Source organism: Pseudalkalibacillus sp. Hm43 (assembly GCF_051842935.1).
Lineage (GTDB): Bacteria > Bacillota > Bacilli > Bacillales > Fictibacillaceae > Pseudalkalibacillus.
Genome location: NZ_JBPXRR010000002.1, coordinates 90,625 through 110,352, shown reverse-complemented (window position 1 = coordinate 110,352; position 19,728 = coordinate 90,625). Strand labels below are relative to the sequence as shown.

The window sequence follows — 19,728 nt, the reverse complement described above, 5'->3', positions numbered from 1 at the left end:
GGCATGCTTGTGGGGAACAAGTTTTCCGTCATTGCGCACGAAAATCATCAGATCTGTAACCCGATCAGCCATGACAAATTGATGGGTGTGCTCGATAAGATTCCGTTCCGTAAAGATGCGCGCGTACTCGATATCGGTGCCGGAAAATGTGGCGTGTTGATCGATTTGATCGAGCGCTATGAGTTGTTCGGAACAGCGATAGAAATTGAGGAAGCGTTCATTGACGAGGCTCGGGACAATGCATTTCCTCGGATCGACACCGGCCGATTAGAAATCGTGAATGAAGATGCGAAGCAAGTGATGACGCAGTATGAGGAGACTTTCGATGCTGCAATCTGTCTCGGAGCGACGCATGCGATCGGAGATTATCGAGCTACGTTGGAAGCGATGAGTGGTTCGGTAAAATCAGGAGGCTATCTGTTGGTTGGTGAAGGATACTGGAAGCAGCAGCCTGAGGCAGAGTACCTAGAAGCGCTCGGAGCGAAAGAGGAGGAGCTTCACACCCATGCGGAGAACATCCGGGTCGGTGAAGAGCTCGGGCTGATTCCAATGTGGGCAGCCGTCACCAACGAAGATGAATGGGATCATTATGAATGGCTCTATTCATCGTCGGTGGAAAAATATTGCGTCGAGCATCCGGACGACTCGGACGTCGGATGGATGAGCGATCGGATCCGCAAGTGGCGCAACACTTACTTGCGCTGGGGCCGGGACACGCTCGGCTTCGGGCTCTATCTGTTTTATAAAAAGTAAGATGAGGAGGGACTGTCGTGAAGACAGTCCCTCTACTGATAGTGGGCTCTAGGAAAAAAGACCCGAATTCTAAAACGGGGGTACGATTTTCTAAAACCGCGAGCGGAATTTCTAAAACAATACGGAAGTTTTGCAAAACCAGTCCCGTTTTTTGCAAAACTCACCCCATTTTTTCTAAAACAAGCCTTCAAATGGCCGAAATCGATGCCGATTTCGTTCTGATCAATCGCTTTTTCCAGAGATAATCTCCTGAACTCGGCCGACTTGGCCGTCTTGAAGCCTCACTTTGATGCCATGCGGGTGGAAACTGGAGTTCGTGAGGATATCTTTGACGACTCCGCGTGTCCGTTTCCCTGTTCGTTGGTCTTTTTTCAATACGATATCAACCTCTAAGCCAGCTGATATGTCCTTACGATTTTGTCCGTTCATTTTTACACCTCAAAAGATATGTAGTCACTTGCCTTTGCTTAGTATACCACCTATCTCTCCAGTTCGATGAATTCGCGCCGCAATTTCAACGATCCGTTCTCTTTTTGCCAGACGAACATGCACTTCGCTGGGTGCGGAACACCGTTGACTACATTGATTTCTGTACCCATCACCAGGTATTCTTCATCCGTTTTCCGTTCGGTGATGGAGAACGGTTCGAAGCTTTTCCGTGCCTCCCCATACTGGCCCAGGACCGTTTCGAGGTCGTAATCACGGTCATACACCATCGGCTGCTCGACCTCGGAATTCCCCCAATACCCGACGAAACTATCGGAAAAATACGTGCGGATTTCCTCGCCATTCTTGCTTTCAAATGCTCTATTCCAGCTTTCAAAATATTGCTCGATCACCTCATGGATTGCATTCATTTTACCATCGCCTCCTTAAAAGTTGTTTTCTACAGAGAGAAGTTGATTCCTGTAACGAATTGACACGGCAAGCACTCGCTAGGATGAAAGGTACCTGTTCGTGCTATACTGAAACAATGACGGACTGGGAGTTTAGCCCCAGCTTCATTGGAGGGTACAACTTGAGCGATATTTTGAAACATGAAGCAATGGAATTCATCATGAATTGTTATACAGAGCTCGGTAAACCAGAGCACGAAATCCACGAGCGCAAGGATGAAGTGCTGCAGGAGATTGAGGAGACCGGGCATTATGAACATACATTTGAAGAGATCGAGTACGGCGCGCGTGTCGCTTGGCGCAACAGCAACAAGTGTATCGGGCGGTTGTTCTGGGAGAGCTTGAAAGTGCTTGATGAACGGGAAGCGGAGTCAGCAGAAGAGGTGCGCGATGCGCTTCTGAGGCACATCGATTATGCGACGAACGGCGGGAAGATCCGCTCGACGATCACTATTTTTAAGCCTCGTAAAAATGGAGAAGACCCGGTGCGGATATGGAACCACCAGCTGATTAGATATGCAGGATATGAAACGGAGTATGGATTTGTCGGAGACCCGGCGTCGATTGATTTTACGAAAAAATGTCAGGAACTCGGTTGGAAGGGAAAAGGGACCCATTTCGATGTGTTGCCCCATGTCATTCAGGTGTGCGGTGAAGATCCGGTGTGGTTCGACATTCCTCATGACAAGGTGCTAGAAGTGCCGATCCGCCATCCGCACTATGAGGCATTTGAAGATCTGAATGTGAAGTGGTACGGGGTGCCGATGATTTCTGACATGAAGCTTGAAATCGGCGGGATCGAGTATGTGGCTGCGCCATTCAACGGTTGGTACATGGGGACGGAGATCGGAGCGCGGAACTTAGCCGATCAGGATCGCTATGATCTGCTGCCAAAAGTGGCGTCAATTCTGGATCTGGACCGGAGTACGAATGCGACGCTCTGGAAGGATCGGGCGTTGGTGGAGCTGAATGTCGCGGTGCTCCATTCTTACAAAGCCGATGGGGTGAGCATCGTCGATCACCATACCGCCGCGCAGCAATTCAAAAAGTTCGAAGAGAAGGAAGAGTCGAGTGGGAGAGATGTGACTGGCAATTGGGTGTGGCTCATTCCGCCGATGTCTCCAGCCACGACCCATATTTTCCATAAACCGTATAAGAACCGAACTGTCAAACCGATCTATTTTTATCAGGAAAAACCATATATATGACAAAATACGAACCCATCACACGTTGTGGTGGGTATTTTTTATGTGTGAAAAAGATTGCTGAGTGCGATTTTTGCTTGCAGAGGTAGGGTTTTTGCGGTGTAAAAAGAATATCAAGCCCCCTTAACACGGGTGCAACCTCATTACAGAACTTGTTTGATAGACTGGATGCATGCTTGAAAGACAAGGTTTTTTCAAGCAGGTTCAGCACGATTGTGAAACAAAGTTCACTGAGGAGGAATGGAATGTTTACATCAAGAGTGTCTGCACGAAAGTATGTGATTTCAACGGCTTTGGTAACGTCACTGGCGCTTTCACCAGTCATGAGTGACGGGGTGTTCGCGAATGCGGATTCGAAGCCTGTTGAAGAAGGTGAATCTACTAGTCAACCAACAGTGGATTTGCTTGAAAAAGGAGATCGTGGTCAAGAAGTAGAAACGCTGCAAACGGAGTTGGAAAAGCTGGGTTATTATACATATAACCTCGATGGCATTTTCGGACCGATCACAGAGCAAGCGGTGAAGGATTTTCAGGCGGAGAGTGGTCTGACGACTGACGGCATCGCGGGTCCTAAAACACTTGAAGCACTATCGGAAACGACGAATTCCGTGGACCTCCAACCGAGTGAGGATGATCAAGCATCGGAATCAGAAGTAGTGGAGATTGCAGAAAGTTTGATTGGAACGCCGTATGTCTGGGGAGGCACAACACCAGACGGCTTTGATAGCAGTGGCTTCATCCAGTACGTGTTTGGTGAAGTCGGAGTCGATCTTCACCGCAAAGAAAGCGATATGTGGAAATACGATGGTGAAACGGTTGAAACGCCAGAAGTCGGAGATGTTGTTTTCTTCGAAGGAACATATGACACGGAAGGCGCTTCTCACAGCGGAATTTACATCGGCGATAACAAGATGATTCACGCCGGCTCAGATGGTGTCGAAGTCAGCGACCTGACCATTGATTATTGGCAAGAGCACTATCTTGGTGTGAAGTCGTTTAAATAAAACTGACAGTGAAAACAACCCATATAATCCCCCAAACTAAAAAACACCCGTCACAACATGTGGCGGGTGTTTTTTGTGTGATATGAATTTCAGGTGGAGTGAGGTGAGCGGCTTTCTGTAGTAAAAGTACCCGATTTATAAAACTAAGGGCGATTTTTGTAAAACGAACCCCTTTATTTCTAAAACCTCTAGTCGTTTTTCTAAAACCCTGCCTAGATTTTCTAAAACACCCCCGACTTTTAATAAAAGAGCAGAAGAAGGTACCAGGCACCGAATCAAACTCCTTGCCACCCAACGCATTCAAAACGGTGCCAGGCACCATTCCTCATCCCTTGTGACACAAGGCTTCCGGAATGGTGCCTGGTACTGAACAGCTTTTCACTTACTCCCCTCTACGTCTCAGGTCTTAGTGAAAGTTAAAGCTGAGGCTCCTTATAGGAAAACCGCAACCAAGGTACGATAGAAACAAGAAAAGAAGGAGGGAACAAAATCGATGAAAAAGTTAGGACTCTTCATCCTAGGAGCAATCGCTGCGATCATCGCAATCGCGAATCTCGGTCCGATCATCGGACTCGCGATCAGCTTGGTCGTCCTCTACTACTCCGTCAAGCAGTTCACCAAGACTGATCAGACATCCAAGAAAGTGCTTTGGGCAGTGGTAGGATTCATTGCACTAAGCGTCGCAGCATCCAATGTACCTGCCATCCTAGGAATCGCTGCCCTGTACATCTTATATATCGTGTACAAGGAATGGAAAAAGGACGACAGCACACCAGTTGAACCGAAAGACGACGATCCGTTCACGAACTTTGAACGCGAATGGGCCGAATTGAACCGTAACTAACTAATCTCAAAAAGGAGAGAATGAAAGATGGCGAAACTTTTTAACCGTATCAAAAATACAATCGAAGCGGATTTCCACGAAATGCTCGACGATAAAGAGCGAAAGAATCCAATTGCGCTCCTGAACCAATATTTGCGCGAATGTGAAAAGGAAGTCGAGAAAGTCCGGAAGCTCGTTGAACGACAATATCTGCTCAGCGAAGAATTCACCCGCGAATATGAAAAAGCGGCAGAACTGACAGAAAAGCGGAAGTATCAAGCGGAGATCGCTTCAAAAGCAGGAGAGGAAGAGCTGCACAAATTCGCTCAGCAAGAATACGAGCAATACAGCGCGCGATCTGCTCGCCTCAAGACATCCAAAGAGCAGGCTGAAAAGCAGCTAGACGATCTCGAACAGAAATACGAGGAAATGAAGCACAAGCTGAAGGATATGTACATCAAGCGCATGGAGCTGATGGGCCGCGAGAACATGACGCGCGCGCACCATAAAATGGACAAAGTGATGGCATCGAACCAGTTCACGAACAAATCGTTCTCACGTTTCGACGAAATGGAGCGCTACCTTGATCGCCTCGAGCATCAAGTGAACACAGGCTATCACCGCCACACGATTGACGCGCGGATCGCCCAGCTTGAAAAAGAGATGAAAAATCAGGAAAATCCTACTACGGTCTAAACGAATAATGGTATGCTAAAAGGAAGGCGTGGTACTGCTACGCCTTCTTCAAAATAGAGCAGAAACTTTTCTAAAAAAGAAAAGTGTCCATATAGAAATGAACGTGCATCGGGAGGGGGACTATACAATGACGCAGACAAAAACAGATCACATCAGCTGGCTGATCATCATCGGCGTAGTTTTGCTGTTGCTTGAACTTTCATTTCAAGGACCGGATGCCATCATCCTTTTAGCGATCGCAGCTGGTGCGATTTACATCGGTCGGAAAAAGTATCGGTCTTCCTTCGGTAAGCTGCTGTTCTGGGGCGGTATCATCGGATTTTTCGTCACGCTCCTGAACACGCTTGCCATCAAGTTTTTACTTTTTGCCATATTGATTTATGCGGTGCTTCGGTTTGCGCAGTCCAAGCAAGCGCCGTCTTACATCGAGCCGACAATCCAGGATAATCCGACGGTTGCAAGCGATGGACCGACGATCAAGCGCACTCCTTTTATGAAAAATATGCTGTTCGGGCGGCAATCGACGCCTGATCACGCATATGAATGGCACGACGTGAACATCCAATGCGGCATCGGAGATACGATCATCGACCTGAGCAACACCGTCCTGCCGAAGGGCGAATCGGTCATCGTCATCCGAGGCTTCATCGGCAATGTGAAAATTTTAGTGCCGTATGAAATGGACGTGAGTGCGACGCATTCTGTCATTGCGGGTACCGGCAAAATCTTCGAGCATCATGAGCCGAAAATGCTGAACCAGACCGTCTCTTTCCAGTCTGAAAGCTACGATCAAGCCCAACAGAAGGTGAAAATCGTCACCTCCATGATCGTCGGAGATCTCGAGGTGAAGCGGACATGACTATCGTGCATCGCCAAATTGTCTGGGGCATTGCGCTTGCGACTACAGTTTTCATCTTGTTGTTGAGCGTGTTTTTACTCGCCTATCCGTTGCCGAGCTGGTCCTTGTTATGGAAAAAGAAAATCCTCGATCTGCCATTCATCTTGTTTGCACCTGGAGTCAGCATTCTAGTCGGCGTTGCGTTTGGACTCACTTCAGGGATGTATTGGCGTAAGCAGCTCGAAGGAATGACGGCCGCGTTGACACAATTGGGCCAAGGACGACCTGTCGAGGAGCAGCCATCCGTCTCAAAAACGCAGGAAATCGAGCTGATGTGGAAACAGGTAGAGAAAGTGCAACAGCACGTGTCGGAACAGACGAAGCTTTCTCAAAAACTTGCCAATGAGCGTGCGGAGGACCAAGAAAAACGGATCCAGAAAGTCGTCAGTGAGGAGCGGAACCGGTTGGCCCGTGAGCTGCACGATTCCGTCAGCCAGCAGCTTTTCGCCGCCTCGATGTTGATGTCTGCTGTCAACGAATCAGGTGCTGCGAAAACAGACGGGGAACGAAAGCAATTAAACCTCGTTGAAGAGATGATTCATCAGTCCCAGCTTGAGATGCGGGCATTGCTTTTACATTTACGGCCGGTCGCGCTTAAAGGTAAAACACTCGAAGAGGGCATCCAGGAACTGCTCATGGAACTGGCACAGAAAGTCCCGCTAGAAATCGAATGGAAAGTCGAATCCATTCAGCTGAAAAAAGGTGTGGAAGACCACTTGTTCCGGATTCTACAGGAATCGGTGTCGAATACACTCCGTCATGCGAAGGCAACCACGTTGGAAGTGCTCTGCCTTGAGCGGGAAGGAACCGTTTTGCTGCGCGTGGTCGATGATGGTGTCGGATTTGACGTTGAATCGAGTAAAACTGGATCATACGGATTGCAAAACATGCATGAACGGGCGTTGGAGCTTGGCGGAACGATGAAGATCGTCAGTGTGCCGGGCAAAGGGACACGCCTCGAAGTGCGGATTCCAGTCATTCGAGAGGAGGAGGAAAACGATGATTAAAGTCGTGTTTGCAGATGATCATGAAATGGTGCGGATCGGCGTATCGTCTTATTTGTCGAATCAGCCGGATATTGAAGTCGTAGGGGAAGCGAGCGATGGTGGAGAGGCTGTCGATCTCGTGCTGGATTTACGACCTGATGTTATCCTGATGGACTTGGTCATGAAAGAAATGGACGGGATTGAGGCGACGAAACGTATCATCGCCCAGTGGCCAGAAGCGAAAATCATCATCGTGACAAGCTTTTTGGACGATGAAAAAGTGTATCCAGCGCTCGAGAGCGGTGCGACGAGCTACATGCTGAAGACGTCGAAGGCGAGCGAAATCGCCAATGCTGTTCGTGCGACTTTTAACGGTGAGATGGTGTTGGAGCCTGAGGTCACTGGGAAAATGATGACGAAGATGCGGCGCGGTAACGCACGGCCTCCTCACGAAGAGCTGACGAACCGCGAGCGGGAAATTCTGCTGCTCATGACGGAAGGGAAAACGAACCAGGAAATCGCCGATGAACTCATCATCGCGTTAAAGACGGTGAAAACCCACGTCAGCAACATCCTCGACAAGCTCGAAGTGCAGGATCGCACGCAGGCTGTCATCTATGCTTTTAAAAATTCGCTCGTGAAATAAGATCTGTCCGAGAATTCGGGCAGGTCTTTTTTGTTGGGGCGCGTGTAGTAAAAAAGTGCTGACTTCCCCAAGTTGAAGTGAAAGTTCCACAAGTCAGAGCAAAAGTTCCACAAATTAGAGGAAAGTTCCCCAAGTTCAAACGAAAATCAAGTAGGTAGAAAATGTTCCAACATTTCATTTTTAAAGAAAAATTATAGTCATCTTTTACTAGAAAAAGTCACCTGCTCGATTTTCAAGTTGACAATCTGAAGAATAGTGGTACGATTACATCGAAATATAATTCAATAGACGATCCACTAGGGGTGCCTTCTCATAAAGGCTGAGATTAGAGTGTAGCTTTAAGACCCTTGGAACCTGATCTGGTTGATACCAGCGTAGGGAAGTGGTGGTTGGAAGTTACATATACCGACTATGTGCCGAAACATACGACCACTTTCCGTTATGGAAAGTGGTTTTTTTATTGGTGATAGTGGGTCGTCTGGAAAAGGAGAGGATTGATCTAATGAAATTTTCACAGTTTCTGAGAAAAGAAGCAGACCCGATCTGGGAGGCGAGCTTCAATCATCCATTCGTAACTGGCATCGCAGGTGGCTCACTTCCGCTCGAGAATTTCCGTTATTACGTTCTGCAAGACGCGTATTATCTGTCGCACTTTGCTAAAGTGCAAGCGCTCGGTGCTGCGAAATCACACGACATGGTGACGACTGCAAGTATGGCTGCCCACGCGCAAGGGACTTACGAAGCGGAACTCTCGCTTCATGAAAATTTCTCGAAACAGCTCGGCATCACAGAGGAAGAACGCCAGAATTTCAAGCCTTCACCGACCGCATATGCGTACACATCCCACATGTATCGCGCCGCTTACAACGGACATCTCGGTGACATCATCGCTGCGATTTTACCGTGTTATTGGCTATACTACGAAATCGGTCAACAGATGAAGGGGTTCAAGCCGGAAGAGCCTATCTATCAAGAATGGATCGAGGCGTACGGCGGAGACTGGTTCGAAACGCTCGTGAAAGAGCAGATCGACCGACTTGATCAGATTGCTGAAACGGTGACAGAAGCTGATCGCGAACGAATGAAGGAACATTTCCTGATTAGTAGCCAGTATGAATACGAGTTCTGGAATATGGCATACACGCTTGAAGAGTGGCCGATCTCGATGAACAAGACTGTACCACTTGGAAAAGGAGAATGAACATGAACAAAGGACTGAAATTAACCGATATCCTCGTCACGATCGTCATCGCCATCGTGTTCGGAATCGTATACAAACTATGGGGACCGCTCTACTATTTCGTCAAACCGTTCGGACTCCACGTCGATCAGCTCATCTACGGGATGTGGTTCATGGCTGCGACCGTCGCATTCCTGATCATCCGTAAGGCGGGCGTCGCTTTCCTAGCAGAGGTGGCCGCTGCATCCGGGGAATTCCTCGTCGGCTCTGAGTGGGGTCTAGAAGTGCTCCTCTTCGGTGTCGTGCAAGGACTTTTCGCGGAGCTCGTATTCATGGCGTTCCGCTACAAGCGCTTTGACGTAGGGGTAGTCAGTCTTGCAGCTATCGGTTCTGCGATCGGCTCCATCATCATGGATTTCTACAAAGGCTATATCGAGGATCTCGCGCTCTGGAACCTGTCGCTTTTCCTCGGATTTCGGATCATCGGATCGATCCTGATTGCGGGTGTGGCTGCTTATCTACTTGTAAAAGCGCTTGAAAAAACCGGGGTAACGAGCCTTGTCCGACCAGCTGCCCAAGAGGATTACGACGCACTAGACGAACGCGAACATGCTTAACGTTGAAAAACTCCGCTTGAAATTCCCTGGAGACAGCGGATTGCTGTTCAAGGACCTTTCCCTTCACATTGAAAAAGGGGAGAAGGTTCTGCTCCTCGGTCCTTCGGGATGCGGAAAGTCGACGCTCTTGCAAGTGTTATCCGGCATCATACCACAATCTGTCGAAGTGCCAATGAAAGCAGAATCGATTGAGAAACCGGCGTCCTGGGGCTATATCTTCCAGGACCCGGACGCTCAATTTTGCATGCCGTATGTGGATGAAGAGATCGCCTTCGTATTGGAAAATCAGAGCATCCCTCGAGAGGAAATGCGTCCACGGATTCGTCAGCTTTTAGAAGCCGTGGGTCTTGAGCTCGACAACATCCATACGAATATCCATACGTTGTCAGGCGGGATGAAACAGCGCCTCGCGATTGCATCGGTATTAGCACTTGAACCGGAAGTGCTGTTTCTGGATGAACCGACGGCGTTGCTCGATCCGCAAGGGACAGAAGACATCTGGAATACGGTAAAAGCAATCAGCCAAGACAAGACGCTCATCATCGTCGAGCACAAGCTGGAGCACGTCATCGACCTGATCAATCGGATCGTCCTTTTTAACGGAGAAGGGGAAATCATTGCCGATGGTCCGAAGCAACACGTCCTGTCGCAATATCAAGAAACGATGCACACACAAGGCATTTGGTACCCAGGTGTTTGGAAGGATTATGAGCCACCCAAGAAGGTCGTCGCTTCAACCGAACCTATCATTCGACTCGAGGAGTTCAAAGGGTTAAGGCAAAAAGAGTCTAAAATCCATGTGCCCCAAGCGACGGTCTACAAAGGTGAATGGATTGCGGTAACAGGTGACAACGGAGCAGGCAAATCGACGCTACTACACGCGCTCATGCAATTCATCAAAACATCGGGGGCGTACGAGCTTTACGGTAAGCCCGTCAAAAAGCTTCCGAAGGATCTTACGTTCGTTTTCCAAAATCCTGAGTTCCAGTTTGTGACGAATTCGGTTTATGAAGAGATCGCGTATGGTTTGCGGGTAGAAAAACGACCCCAACAGGAAGTGGGTGCGATGGTGGACGAACTGCTCGAGCGTTTCCACCTCACTTCGTTCCGAAAACATCATCCGTACCAGCTTTCAATGGGACAAAAGCGTCGGTTGTCGGTAGCGGCTTCAATCGTTCGGAATCAGCCAATCCTGTTGCTGGATGAACCGACATTCGGTCAAGACTCGAAAAATACATTTGCGCTCCTTGAGATGTTGCGAGACTACCAGAAGGAAGGCTCGACCATCCTTATGGTCACGCATGATGAACAGGTCGTGGAGCATTTCGCGACTCGAATTTGGACAATCGAAAACGGCTTGTTAACAGAAGATCGGCTCGTTCACACCCAAGAACGAGAACCTGTAATGGAGTGTTTGTAAATGGAATTCCAATACAACGAAACGTGGTTGCATAAAATCAATCCGACCTTGAAGCTCTTCTTCATGGTCGGTATGTTTCTTTTTGTTCTGTTTGTTCACCAGCTGAACTGGTTGATCTACCTGACGTCCGGGGCATTCCTCTTGTTCTGGTTTTTTTCCGGTCATCCAAAAAAGCGGCTCGCACTGCTGATGATTCCGTTCATCCTCGTGTTTGTCTCGACGGCGACCTCGATGATTTTCTTTGGAAAAGGGGAAACGACCTGGTTCAAGTTCGGGCTCATTCACATTACGGAAGAAAGCTTTTACAGAGGGATTCACCTCGGGTTCAGGGCACTCATTTTCGCGACGCTTGGGCTTACCTTCACGCTCACCACTCGCCCGGTCAACCTGTTTTACTCTTTGATGCAGCAAGCGAAGCTGAAGCCGAAATACGCGTATAGTTTCATGGCGGGGATGCGCTTAATCCCCATCATGATTGAGGAATTCTTCACGATCCGGAATGCGATGAGAGTACGGGGTGTCCAACAACAACGGGGTATCCGTTCGTTCTTTTTCAAACTGAAATCGTACTCGATTCCGCTGCTTTCCCAAAGTATCCGCCGGGCGCACCGGATAGCGGTCGCAATGGAAGCGAAGCGGTTTTCCGATGCAACAAAGCGTACTTTTTATTATCAAATTGGCTATTCCAAAACAGATGGATTGTTCATCCTTTCGTTCGTTGCTCTTATTCTCTTATCTTACTATTCTGCCGAGTTGTGGCCGCTATTCCCAGTCGGGGATGTTCGATATGAAAGTTGAGTTTCTGAGAGTTGGGTGTTACAGTAGAAGAAACAACTGAATATTGGCAATAGTTTCACTAGGGGAGTCGAATGACTGAGATGGAAGACGAACTTCCAGACCCTTTGAACCTGATCTGGTTGGTACCAGCGTAGGGAAGTGGCCGATACCGTATATAATAGGATTACTACTATATGAGGACCACTCTTTACGCTTAAGGGTGGTCCTTTTTGTTATTTAAAAAAGAAAGGTGGGAGGCGCATGGTTAACCCAACGATTCATGTCGTTTCCACAGGAACGCAGACGTTAGAGACATTTTCAGAGATTGCAAGTTCTATCCATGTCTACGTCGACTTCATCCATATCCGGGAAAAGGCGAGAACTGCAGGTGAAATCGCTGAATGCGTAAGTCTTCTTGTTGAAAAAGGAGTGCCAACTGAGAAGCTTATTATCAATGATCGAGTGGATGTGGCGGCAGTCTTGGAAACGAGAGGTGTTCAGCTAGCCTTTCACAGCCTAGGCGTTCCAGAAGTTAAGCGAACGTTCCCGAATATGCTGGTTGGAAAATCCGTGCACAGCATAGAAGAAGCGCTTGTGGCTGAGCAGCAAGGCGCTGATTACGTCCTTTTCGGGCATATTTTTGCGACGACCTCGAAGCCGGATCTTTATCCGAGAGGAGTTTCCCAGTTAAAACAACTGATTAACCAGGTGACGATTCCCGTCATTGCCATCGGCGGAATCTCGCCTGATAACGTCGGGGAAGTCATCGAGGCGGGAGTGAGTGGCGTTGCGGTCATGTCAGGCATTCTACAGGCTGAAGATCCAGTAGCCGAAGTGAAAAAGTATCGGAAACGGATCGAGGAGGTGCAGCATGCAAACACATTATGATGCGATTATTGTTGGAGCTGGTGTAATTGGAAGTTCCATTGCGTACAACTTATCGAAACGTGGTAAAAAAGTACTTGTGCTTGAACGCGGGCAAATCGCAGCGAAAGCATCGAGCGCAGCAGCGGGCATGCTAGGTGCTCAAGCTGGAATTGAAAAGGACACACCGTTTTTCCAACTCGCCAAAGCAAGTAGAGCGATGTTCCCAGAGCTTGCAGAAGAATTGAAAGAACTGAGTGGAATGGATATTGAGCTGCAGCAGAACGGCTTTTATAAGGTGGCGACATCTGAGGAAGAAGCGGTGGAGTTCAAAAGACTGGTTCAAGCTCAGAAGGACATGGGAGAAGAAGCAGAATGGATTCCCCCGTCGGAACTTCGACTCTTAGAGCCAGCGCTCAACTTGACGAATTTCGGCGCGATGTTCATTCCGAATGACGGTCAAGTGACGGCATCTTCACTGACGACAGCTTATGCAACATCTGCAGTTGCGTTGGGTGCGCAAATCCTTGAACACACAGAAGTACACATATTTGTTAAGGAGCAGAACCGTATTGTAGGAGTGGAGACCATGTTTGGTGAGTATCGTGCCGAACATGTCATCGTCGCTGGTGGGGCTTGGAGTGGAAAGTTATTGAGTGGAGCAGGCGTCACAATCGATACCTATCCAGTAAAAGGAGAAGTCTTCTCGGTGAAGAGTAAACGTCGACTTGTTAAAGGGACGATTTCGGCAAACGGATGCTACATTGTGCCAAAACCAGGCAACCGCCTGATTGTAGGGGCAACGGAAAAGGCAGGTACTTTTGATGAGGCTGTAACAATCGAAGGAATCTCCACTTTGATGGAGCGAGCGAAAGCGATTTTACCTGAGTTGAAAGATGCCGAATGGGAGAGATCCTGGGCAGGCATTCGTCCACAAACGGGGGATAGCCTCCCATATCTCGGAGCACATCCGACTGAAAAAGGTCTCTATATCGCAACCGGCCATTACCGTGACGGCATCTTGCTTTCCGCGATCACGGGAGCGATTATGGCAGATGTTATAGAAGGAATTGCGATGAAACCTGAATGGGCATCGGCTTTTCAAATTGATAGAACAACCCTCAACGTATAAAGGGAGTGATACACATGTTGCTACACATTAACGGAGAGTCGGTCACTGTACCGGACTCCATTGAACACGTGTCCGACTTGATCGAGCATTTCCAGCTCGGAGAACGCGTCGTTATGATTGAGCATAATGAAGACATTTTGGAAAAACAGAGCCATCCGGAAACGAAAGTGCAGGATGGAGATAAAATTGAAATCGTACAATTCGTAGGAGGCGGTTGATCATGTTGAAAATTGGTGATTTTACATTTAACTCAAGATTGTTATTAGGGACAGGGAAGTACCCGAATTTCGATGTACAAAAACAGGCAGTGGAAGTGTCAGGTACAGAGATTTTGACGTTCACGGTTCGGCGTATGAACATATTCGAGCCGAGTCAGCCGAACTTTTTAGAAAAGCTGGATTTGGAAAGATATTCATTGCTGCCGAATACAGCCGGTGCGAAAACAGCCGAAGAAGCCGTCCGTCACGCGAAACTCGCAAAAGCTTCCGGACTTTGTGATATGGTGAAAGTAGAAGTCATTGGCTGTGACAAGACGTTGTTGCCGGATCCGGTCGAAACTTTGAAAGCGACCGAAGAGCTGTTGAAGGAAGGATTCACGGTTCTGCCTTATACGTCCGATGATGTCGTCCTGGCTAGAAAGCTAGAAGAGCTTGGCGCACATGCGATCATGCCAGGTGCATCTCCAATCGGATCAGGGCAAGGGATCATCAACCCGCTTAACTTGAGGTTTATCATCGAGCAATCGAATGTACCTGTGATCGTCGATGCTGGTATCGGTTCACCATCTGACGCCGCATTAGCGATGGAACTTGGTGCAGACGGTGTGTTGTTGAATACGGCCGTTTCTGCAGCAGAAGATCCAGTGAAAATGGCCGAAGCGATGAAATTGTCGATTGAGGCAGGTCGTCTCGGTTATGAAGCAGGTCGGATCCCGAAGAAGCGTTACGCAACAGCGAGCAGCCCTATGGAAGGAATGAGCATAGGTTGAGCGACCGTTATTCACGACAAACCCTATTCACACCGATAGGGGAAGAAGGACAACAAAAGATCAAACAGAAGCACGTACTCATCATCGGGGCTGGAGCGCTCGGTACTGGGAACGCGGAAGCGCTTGTACGAGCAGGTGTAGGGAAACTGACGATTGTCGACCGGGACTATGTCGAGTGGAGCAATCTCCAGCGCCAACAATTGTATACGGAAAAAGATGCGGATGCACGCATTCCGAAGGCTGTGGCGGCGCAAAATCGGTTGAGCGAAATCAATTCGGATGTGGAGATTGAAGCGCACATTTTAGATGCGACACCTCAGGAATTGGAGCAGCTCGTGGATGGCGTGGACTTGATTCTTGATGCCACAGACAATTTTGACACACGAATGATGATCAACGACATTTCTCAGAAATACGAAGTTCCATGGATTTACGGCGCTTGTGTGAGCAGTTATGGTATCAGTTTTACCGTCATACCTGGGGAGACTCCTTGCCTGAACTGCTTGTTGGAAAGTGTGCCGCTTGGCGGTTTGACGTGCGACACGGCGGGTATCATCAGTCCGACTGTGCAAATGGTCGTCGCCTATCAGACGGCAGAAGCGCTGAAAATTTTAGTGGAGGATTGGGACGCTTTACGGAAGAAGTTAGTCTCATTCGATCTATGGAGCAATCAGCAGACGGCCATCAACGTGTCGAAGGCGAAAAAGGACAACTGCTTATCTTGCGGAGCAGAACCGACGTATCCTCACTTGTCTTATGAAAATCAAACGAAAACCGCTGTGTTGTGCGGACGGGACTCTGTACAGATCCGACCGCCGGAACGTCAGGAGCGGAATCTGGATGAAGTGGCAGAAAGGCTGTCTGCGCAAGGTGGCACGATTGAGCAAAACCCGTTTCTCCTCTCTTTTTCAAAAGGAGAGCAACGGATCGTGTTGTTTAAAGATGGACGCGCACTCATTCACGGAACGAAGGACATAGCGGAAGCGAAGTCGTTGTACCATCGATATTTAGGCTAACAGAGGTGGAGGTTCATGATGATTAGTAAAGCATTGACGATCGCCGGCTCAGATAGCGGTGGCGGGGCCGGAATCCAGGCGGATTTGAAAACGTTTCAAGAGCTCGAAGTGTACGGAATGTCCGTCATTACGGCGGTCACTGCGCAAAACACGCTCGGTGTCCAAGCCGTCTATCCGATGACGGTGGAGGCAGTTGGAGAGCAATTGTACTCTATTGCGACAGACTTACAGCCCGATGCGATCAAGACCGGCATGCTGTTCAGCAGTGAAATCATCGAGAAAGTCGCTGAGGTCGTGGAGAAGAATTCTTGGATGAAGCTCGTGGTCGATCCCGTCATGATCGCGAAAGGTGGTGCTTCCCTTTTAAAAGAGGAAGCGGTAGAAGCGGTGAAGACGAAATTGATGCCGCTTGCCTATGTGGTGACGCCGAACATTCCTGAAGCGGAAGCGTTGACCGGAATCACGATTGAAACGATGGAAGACCGGAAAGTGGCAGCGGAAAAATTGAAAGCGATGGGCGCAGTGAATGTCGTCATTAAAGGCGGGCACTCAACGGATGACAAGCATGTGATCGACCTCTTGTACGATGGAGAAGCGTTCCACGAATTCAAGAGCATCCGGAAGCCTACGAAAAACACGCACGGAACGGGTTGTACGTTCGCAGCGGCGATTACAGCGGAACTAGCAAAAGGGCGAACGGTCCATGATGCAATCCGTGTGGCGAAGAAATTTATCTCCGCAGCGATTGATGAACAGCTACAGATCGGTGCGGGTCACGGACCGACGAACCATTGGGCGTTCCGGATGAGTGGAGTCTCGATTCAATGAACCTGAAGGAAGCTTTGCGACTGTATTTTGTAATGGGGAGCGCGAATTGTAATGGGCGTGATCCTCGTAACGTGTTGAAGGAAGCCATTGACGGGGGTGTCACCTTCTTTCAATTCCGAGAAAAAGGGAATGGATGCTTGGCTGGTGATGCAAAACGTGAGCTTGCGCTTGATTTGAAGGCGATCTGTCACGCGAGTGGTGTTCCGTTCATCGTAAACGATGATGTGGAGCTGGCACTGGACGTGGATGCCGACGGTGTTCATATCGGTCAGGAAGATGGTTCGGTTGAAGAAGTGCGCCGGCTGATCGGAGACAAGCTTTTGGGCGTTTCCACGCATAACGTAGAGGAAGCGGAAGCCGCGGTCCGTGCTGGCGCAGACTATATCGGCGTCGGTCCGATGTTCATGACGAAAACGAAAGACGACATCGAAGAGGTTCGAGGACCTGTGGTCATTCAATCAATTCGTGAAGCAGGTCATGAGGTACCGCTCGTTGGAATCGGTGGCATCCAGGCGAGCAACGCTCATGAAGTGATGGAAGCAGGAGCAGACGGAGTTGCTGTCATATCAGGCATCAGCGGAGCTGAATCACCTCTTGATGCGGCAAAACAATTTTGTGTAGTTCTAAACAAACTTGTACCAAACATACAATAAAGCATTCATGAGTAAACTCCTAGAAAGAACTGTGCCGACGGGGAACCATCGGTTGCAGTTCTTTTTTTATCCATAATGAAAGCTGCCGGGTCCGGCAGCTTCTTTATTAGAAGTGGTTGGGGGCTAGGAGTAAAGTCCCGATTTCTAAGACCGAGCGCTGTTTTTACAAGACGGAGTCGCTTTTTTCTAAAACAGCGCACCATTTTTCTAAAACTCCGACGCATTTTTCTAAAACCTCGAAGCTTTTTTCTAAAACCAAAGGAGTCAGTGCCAGGTACCAACTCGTGACAGTGCCTGGCACCGTTCCAAACCCCTTGCTACACGCGCACTTCAGAACGGTACCTGGTACGCACCAATCTGAGAGTACGCCCCATTCTGCAAGACTATGACAACCCTCCCGATGCGTACGCTAGTATAGTGGGATTTTTATGCGAAAGGAGAGGTGCAGAGTGGATGAACGGATGCCTCAGCTTTTCAGTTTAGTGGATCCTTATGTATACCAGACACTTCAGACGGTGATCGGGAAGATGTTGACGGTGGAAACGACGAGAGGTTCCCTCAGAGGGAAGCTTTGCGATGTGCAGCCGGACCATATTGTCCTTCAGATCAACAGTTCCATGTTCTTCGTCCGCATTCAGCAGATTGTTTGGGTTTTTCCAAACTAACACAAGGGGAGGCCGACCATGTTTAAACGAATCAACCAGCAGTTGATTGAGCTCCCTATTCCGGAACATGGCGATGCGAACGCAGCGGCAGCTGTTCAAGCCTTGCTCGGTGGACGGTTTGGGGAAATGTCGACGCTCAACAATTACATGTTCCAGTCGTTCAATTTCCGGGAGAAAAAGAAGCTGAAACCGTTCTACGATCTAGTCGCAAGCATTACTGCGGAAGAGTTCGGTCATGTTGAACTCGTTTCGACCTCTATCAATCTACTGACAAAAGGAAGTTCATTCCCGGCACCACCTGACCTGACACCGCTTCAAAATGGGCTCGATGCCCGCAACGCCGATCAGTTTATCGCAACTGCCCAAACAGCTCTCGGCGCAGATGCGATGGGGAACTCCTGGCGGGGAGATTACGTGTTTAATAGTGGGAACCTGGTCGTCGACTTGATTCATAACTTTTTCCTGGAGGTAGGAGCGCGTACCCATAAGATGCGTGTTTACGAGATGACCGATCATCCGACTGCAAGAGAAATGATCGGATACTTACTTGTCCGAGGAGGGACACATATCCTCGCTTATGCAAAAGCCATATATATCGCGACAGGAACGGATTTGACGAAGATGCTTCCGGTCCCGAACCTTTCTAATACGAAATTCGACTACGCAAGAAAATTTGAAGAACGCGGGTTGGCAAATGTCCTTTACACATGGAGTGATGCGGGGGAATATCAAGGCATCCGACAGATCTGGAAAGGAACGAATCCGGAAAACGGGCAACCGCTCCGAGTTGTAGAAGGCGCTCCACAAGGCGCGAAGATCCCGGACCTTAATGGACTTCCAGAAGAGTTCGCACCAGGCATCACGAAAGACCACTACGAACAGATCATGAAAAGACTGCTTCGTGATTTGTAAAATAGGAAAACAGTAGGTGCAATCCTACTGTTTTTTCGTTTTTATCGGATATGAATAGACCCATCCATTTACCAATATCTGTTATCATAATAGAAGATAAGGGGGAGTCAGATTGAAGCGGTTCATACATATCATCGTAATCCTATTTGTGATATCCATCTTAGCGTCTTGTTCACCTGTAAAAGAAGTCGTAACATCTAAAAAGAACATTACGATACAACCAGCTCAGTTGAGTGATGAAAATAAGAATTTATTGAATGCTATCGGTGGAGATATGGTTTTTGTGTTCGATGTTGATTTGAACAAACAGCCTATCAAGCGCATGAACTTATTCGTCGAGCACTATAAGTCAGGTGTAAAAGTAGATAATGAAGGTGAATTCGGTGCTGGCATCACGCAGGAAGTGAAGAATAAACGGATTGCCTTTACGATTGCGAATCCTTCAGTGGAACAAGCAAATCAGAACCTGAAACGAGTGTACTTCACTTATTCAGATGAGAATGGATACTCAAGAGCAGAACAGTATATAGAAAGTGCAAAGTCCCCAAGCTCGAGCTCGTGGGGCCAACAGGATCAAAAGATGGAAGTCCAGAAAGACCAACCGGTGAACCTGGCATTCCTGATTGAAACAGCCGGAGACTCATTAGAGGTTCGTGCAGACTTGCTCTCATTAGAGGAGGAAGAGTTAAAGGAAGCCATCGCCGATTACGATCACTTTTATCTGTTTCGAGCAGAATTTTTAACAACAGATTTCGATCGGCAATAACAA

General features: G+C 48.5%; 24 protein-coding genes and 2 riboswitches. Of the genes, 22 read left to right on the top strand and 2 right to left on the bottom strand.

All coding sequences use genetic code 11. The annotated features are described in order from the left end of the window. The first annotated feature begins 9 nt into the window (after positions 1 to 9). Positions 10 to 753 (top strand): SAM-dependent methyltransferase, encoded by a 744-nt coding sequence (locus ACSVDE_RS16945; protein ID WP_439302151.1) that lies wholly within the window; start codon positions 10 to 12, stop codon positions 751 to 753. 222 nt (positions 754 to 975) lie between these two features. On the opposite strand, the gene ACSVDE_RS16940 is transcribed toward ACSVDE_RS16945, so the two are convergent. Continuing rightward, complete coding sequence (locus tag ACSVDE_RS16940) at positions 976 to 1,182, bottom strand: YwbE family protein (RefSeq protein WP_439302150.1); 207 nt, start codon at positions 1,180 to 1,182, stop codon at positions 976 to 978. 50 nt (positions 1,183 to 1,232) lie between these two features. Next, positions 1,233 to 1,610, bottom strand: a complete 378-nt coding sequence (locus ACSVDE_RS16935) for a DUF4440 domain-containing protein (RefSeq protein WP_439302149.1) — start codon at positions 1,608 to 1,610, stop codon at positions 1,233 to 1,235. A gap of 170 nt (positions 1,611 to 1,780) precedes the next feature. On the opposite strand from ACSVDE_RS16935, the gene ACSVDE_RS16930 reads away from it, so the two are divergent. The 21 genes from ACSVDE_RS16930 to ACSVDE_RS16830 all read left to right on the top strand — a co-directional run bounded on the left by ACSVDE_RS16930 (position 1,781) and on the right by ACSVDE_RS16830 (position 19,725). Beyond that, the gene (locus tag ACSVDE_RS16930) at positions 1,781 to 2,857 is read left to right on the top strand and encodes a nitric oxide synthase oxygenase (RefSeq protein ID WP_439302261.1); all 1,077 of its coding nucleotides are present in this window, start codon (positions 1,781 to 1,783) and stop codon (positions 2,855 to 2,857) included. A gap of 242 nt (positions 2,858 to 3,099) precedes the next feature. Further along, complete coding sequence (locus ACSVDE_RS16925) at positions 3,100 to 3,858, top strand: C40 family peptidase (protein ID WP_439302148.1); 759 nt, start codon at positions 3,100 to 3,102, stop codon at positions 3,856 to 3,858. A gap of 493 nt (positions 3,859 to 4,351) precedes the next feature. Beyond that, the gene (locus tag ACSVDE_RS16920; RefSeq protein WP_439302147.1) at positions 4,352 to 4,702 is read left to right on the top strand and encodes a flagellar basal body rod protein; all 351 of its coding nucleotides are present in this window, start codon (positions 4,352 to 4,354) and stop codon (positions 4,700 to 4,702) included. 27 nt (positions 4,703 to 4,729) lie between these two features. Further along, positions 4,730 to 5,377, top strand: coding sequence for a PspA/IM30 family protein (locus ACSVDE_RS16915; RefSeq protein ID WP_439302146.1), 648 nt, complete (start codon positions 4,730 to 4,732; stop codon positions 5,375 to 5,377). A 127-nt stretch (positions 5,378 to 5,504) separates the two neighbouring features. Continuing rightward, entirely contained in the window at positions 5,505 to 6,236 is a 732-nt protein-coding gene (liaF, locus tag ACSVDE_RS16910; protein WP_439302145.1) for a cell wall-active antibiotics response protein LiaF, read from the top strand. Beyond that, positions 6,233 to 7,282 carry a sensor histidine kinase gene (locus ACSVDE_RS16905; protein ID WP_439302144.1) on the top strand — a complete coding sequence of 350 codons (1,050 nt, stop codon included), beginning with the start codon at positions 6,233 to 6,235 and terminating at the stop codon, positions 7,280 to 7,282. The genes liaF and ACSVDE_RS16905 overlap by 4 nt, the downstream gene beginning before the upstream one ends. After that, a complete protein-coding gene (locus ACSVDE_RS16900) occupies positions 7,275 to 7,907 on the top strand; it encodes a response regulator (protein WP_439302143.1) in 633 nt (210 codons plus the stop codon). The genes ACSVDE_RS16905 and ACSVDE_RS16900 overlap by 8 nt, the downstream gene beginning before the upstream one ends. Before the next feature lie 288 nt (positions 7,908 to 8,195). Further along, positions 8,196 to 8,305, top strand: a riboswitch (TPP riboswitch). Positions 8,306 to 8,409: 104 nt separating this feature from the next. Further along, positions 8,410 to 9,108: a thiaminase II gene (gene tenA / locus ACSVDE_RS16895; protein WP_439302142.1), complete on the top strand. Its 699-nt coding sequence runs from the start codon at positions 8,410 to 8,412 to the stop codon at positions 9,106 to 9,108. 2 nt (positions 9,109 to 9,110) lie between these two features. After that, positions 9,111 to 9,704 carry an ECF transporter S component gene (locus tag ACSVDE_RS16890; protein WP_439302141.1) on the top strand — a complete coding sequence of 198 codons (594 nt, stop codon included), beginning with the start codon at positions 9,111 to 9,113 and terminating at the stop codon, positions 9,702 to 9,704. Next, on the top strand, positions 9,697 to 11,124 hold the full coding sequence (locus ACSVDE_RS16885) for an ABC transporter ATP-binding protein (RefSeq protein ID WP_439302140.1): 1,428 nt from the start codon (positions 9,697 to 9,699) through the stop codon (positions 11,122 to 11,124). The genes ACSVDE_RS16890 and ACSVDE_RS16885 overlap by 8 nt, the downstream gene beginning before the upstream one ends. Continuing rightward, a complete protein-coding gene (locus tag ACSVDE_RS16880; protein ID WP_439302139.1) occupies positions 11,125 to 11,922 on the top strand; it encodes an energy-coupling factor transporter transmembrane component T family protein in 798 nt (265 codons plus the stop codon). A gap of 50 nt (positions 11,923 to 11,972) precedes the next feature. Beyond that, positions 11,973 to 12,076: riboswitch (TPP riboswitch) on the top strand. Between the two features lie 86 nt (positions 12,077 to 12,162). Next, positions 12,163 to 12,789, top strand: a complete 627-nt coding sequence (gene tenI, locus ACSVDE_RS16875; RefSeq protein ID WP_439302138.1) for a thiazole tautomerase TenI — start codon at positions 12,163 to 12,165, stop codon at positions 12,787 to 12,789. Continuing rightward, positions 12,773 to 13,897, top strand: a complete 1,125-nt coding sequence (gene thiO / locus ACSVDE_RS16870; RefSeq protein ID WP_439302137.1) for a glycine oxidase ThiO — start codon at positions 12,773 to 12,775, stop codon at positions 13,895 to 13,897. Before tenI ends, thiO begins: the two co-directional genes overlap by 17 nt. Positions 13,898 to 13,911: 14 nt before the next feature. Beyond that, positions 13,912 to 14,115 carry a sulfur carrier protein ThiS gene (thiS, locus tag ACSVDE_RS16865; RefSeq protein WP_439302136.1) on the top strand — a complete coding sequence of 68 codons (204 nt, stop codon included), beginning with the start codon at positions 13,912 to 13,914 and terminating at the stop codon, positions 14,113 to 14,115. A gap of 2 nt (positions 14,116 to 14,117) precedes the next feature. Beyond that, on the top strand, positions 14,118 to 14,885 hold the full coding sequence (locus tag ACSVDE_RS16860) for a thiazole synthase (protein ID WP_439302135.1): 768 nt from the start codon (positions 14,118 to 14,120) through the stop codon (positions 14,883 to 14,885). Beyond that, positions 14,882 to 15,901: a thiazole biosynthesis adenylyltransferase ThiF gene (locus ACSVDE_RS16855; RefSeq protein WP_439302134.1), complete on the top strand. Its 1,020-nt coding sequence runs from the start codon at positions 14,882 to 14,884 to the stop codon at positions 15,899 to 15,901. Before ACSVDE_RS16860 ends, ACSVDE_RS16855 begins: the two co-directional genes overlap by 4 nt. Before the next feature lie 18 nt (positions 15,902 to 15,919). Then, entirely contained in the window at positions 15,920 to 16,729 is an 810-nt protein-coding gene (gene thiD, locus ACSVDE_RS16850; protein WP_439302260.1) for a bifunctional hydroxymethylpyrimidine kinase/phosphomethylpyrimidine kinase, read from the top strand. After that, positions 16,726 to 17,382 carry a thiamine phosphate synthase gene (thiE, locus tag ACSVDE_RS16845; protein WP_439302133.1) on the top strand — a complete coding sequence of 219 codons (657 nt, stop codon included), beginning with the start codon at positions 16,726 to 16,728 and terminating at the stop codon, positions 17,380 to 17,382. Before thiD ends, thiE begins: the two co-directional genes overlap by 4 nt. Before the next feature lie 461 nt (positions 17,383 to 17,843). Continuing rightward, positions 17,844 to 18,047, top strand: a complete 204-nt coding sequence (locus ACSVDE_RS16840; protein WP_439302259.1) for a YuzF family protein — start codon at positions 17,844 to 17,846, stop codon at positions 18,045 to 18,047. Positions 18,048 to 18,065: 18 nt separating this feature from the next. Then, on the top strand, positions 18,066 to 18,959 hold the full coding sequence (locus ACSVDE_RS16835) for a manganese catalase family protein (RefSeq protein ID WP_439302132.1): 894 nt from the start codon (positions 18,066 to 18,068) through the stop codon (positions 18,957 to 18,959). 112 nt (positions 18,960 to 19,071) lie between these two features. After that, positions 19,072 to 19,725, top strand: a complete 654-nt coding sequence (locus ACSVDE_RS16830) for a hypothetical protein (protein WP_439302131.1) — start codon at positions 19,072 to 19,074, stop codon at positions 19,723 to 19,725. The last annotated feature ends 3 nt before the right edge of the window (positions 19,726 to 19,728 follow it).

Excerpts from the sequence above, each read along its gene's own strand:
- ACSVDE_RS16905 (WP_439302144.1), top strand. The coding sequence starts at position 6,233 with ATGACTATCGTGCATCGCCAAATTGTCTGGGGCATTGCGCTTGCGACT.
- thiO (WP_439302137.1), top strand. The coding sequence starts at position 12,773 with ATGCAAACACATTATGATGCGATTATTGTTGGAGCTGGTGTAATTGGA.
- ACSVDE_RS16890 (WP_439302141.1), top strand. The coding sequence starts at position 9,111 with ATGAACAAAGGACTGAAATTAACCGATATCCTCGTCACGATCGTCATC.
- ACSVDE_RS16885 (WP_439302140.1), top strand. The coding sequence starts at position 9,697 with ATGCTTAACGTTGAAAAACTCCGCTTGAAATTCCCTGGAGACAGCGGA.
- thiS (WP_439302136.1), top strand. The coding sequence starts at position 13,912 with ATGTTGCTACACATTAACGGAGAGTCGGTCACTGTACCGGACTCCATT.
- ACSVDE_RS16935 (WP_439302149.1), bottom strand. The coding sequence starts at position 1,610 with ATGAATGCAATCCATGAGGTGATCGAGCAATATTTTGAAAGCTGGAAT.
- ACSVDE_RS16900 (WP_439302143.1), top strand. The coding sequence starts at position 7,275 with ATGATTAAAGTCGTGTTTGCAGATGATCATGAAATGGTGCGGATCGGC.
- tenA (WP_439302142.1), top strand. The coding sequence starts at position 8,410 with ATGAAATTTTCACAGTTTCTGAGAAAAGAAGCAGACCCGATCTGGGAG.
- ACSVDE_RS16925 (WP_439302148.1), top strand. The coding sequence starts at position 3,100 with ATGTTTACATCAAGAGTGTCTGCACGAAAGTATGTGATTTCAACGGCT.
- ACSVDE_RS16860 (WP_439302135.1), top strand. The coding sequence starts at position 14,118 with ATGTTGAAAATTGGTGATTTTACATTTAACTCAAGATTGTTATTAGGG.
- thiE (WP_439302133.1), top strand. The coding sequence starts at position 16,726 with ATGAACCTGAAGGAAGCTTTGCGACTGTATTTTGTAATGGGGAGCGCG.
- tenI (WP_439302138.1), top strand. The coding sequence starts at position 12,163 with ATGGTTAACCCAACGATTCATGTCGTTTCCACAGGAACGCAGACGTTA.
- ACSVDE_RS16940 (WP_439302150.1), bottom strand. The coding sequence starts at position 1,182 with ATGAACGGACAAAATCGTAAGGACATATCAGCTGGCTTAGAGGTTGAT.
- ACSVDE_RS16880 (WP_439302139.1), top strand. The coding sequence starts at position 11,125 with ATGGAATTCCAATACAACGAAACGTGGTTGCATAAAATCAATCCGACC.
- thiD (WP_439302260.1), top strand. The coding sequence starts at position 15,920 with ATGATTAGTAAAGCATTGACGATCGCCGGCTCAGATAGCGGTGGCGGG.
- ACSVDE_RS16840 (WP_439302259.1), top strand. The coding sequence starts at position 17,844 with ATGCCTCAGCTTTTCAGTTTAGTGGATCCTTATGTATACCAGACACTT.
- liaF (WP_439302145.1), top strand. The coding sequence starts at position 5,505 with ATGACGCAGACAAAAACAGATCACATCAGCTGGCTGATCATCATCGGC.
- ACSVDE_RS16915 (WP_439302146.1), top strand. The coding sequence starts at position 4,730 with ATGGCGAAACTTTTTAACCGTATCAAAAATACAATCGAAGCGGATTTC.
- ACSVDE_RS16835 (WP_439302132.1), top strand. The coding sequence starts at position 18,066 with ATGTTTAAACGAATCAACCAGCAGTTGATTGAGCTCCCTATTCCGGAA.
- ACSVDE_RS16920 (WP_439302147.1), top strand. The coding sequence starts at position 4,352 with ATGAAAAAGTTAGGACTCTTCATCCTAGGAGCAATCGCTGCGATCATC.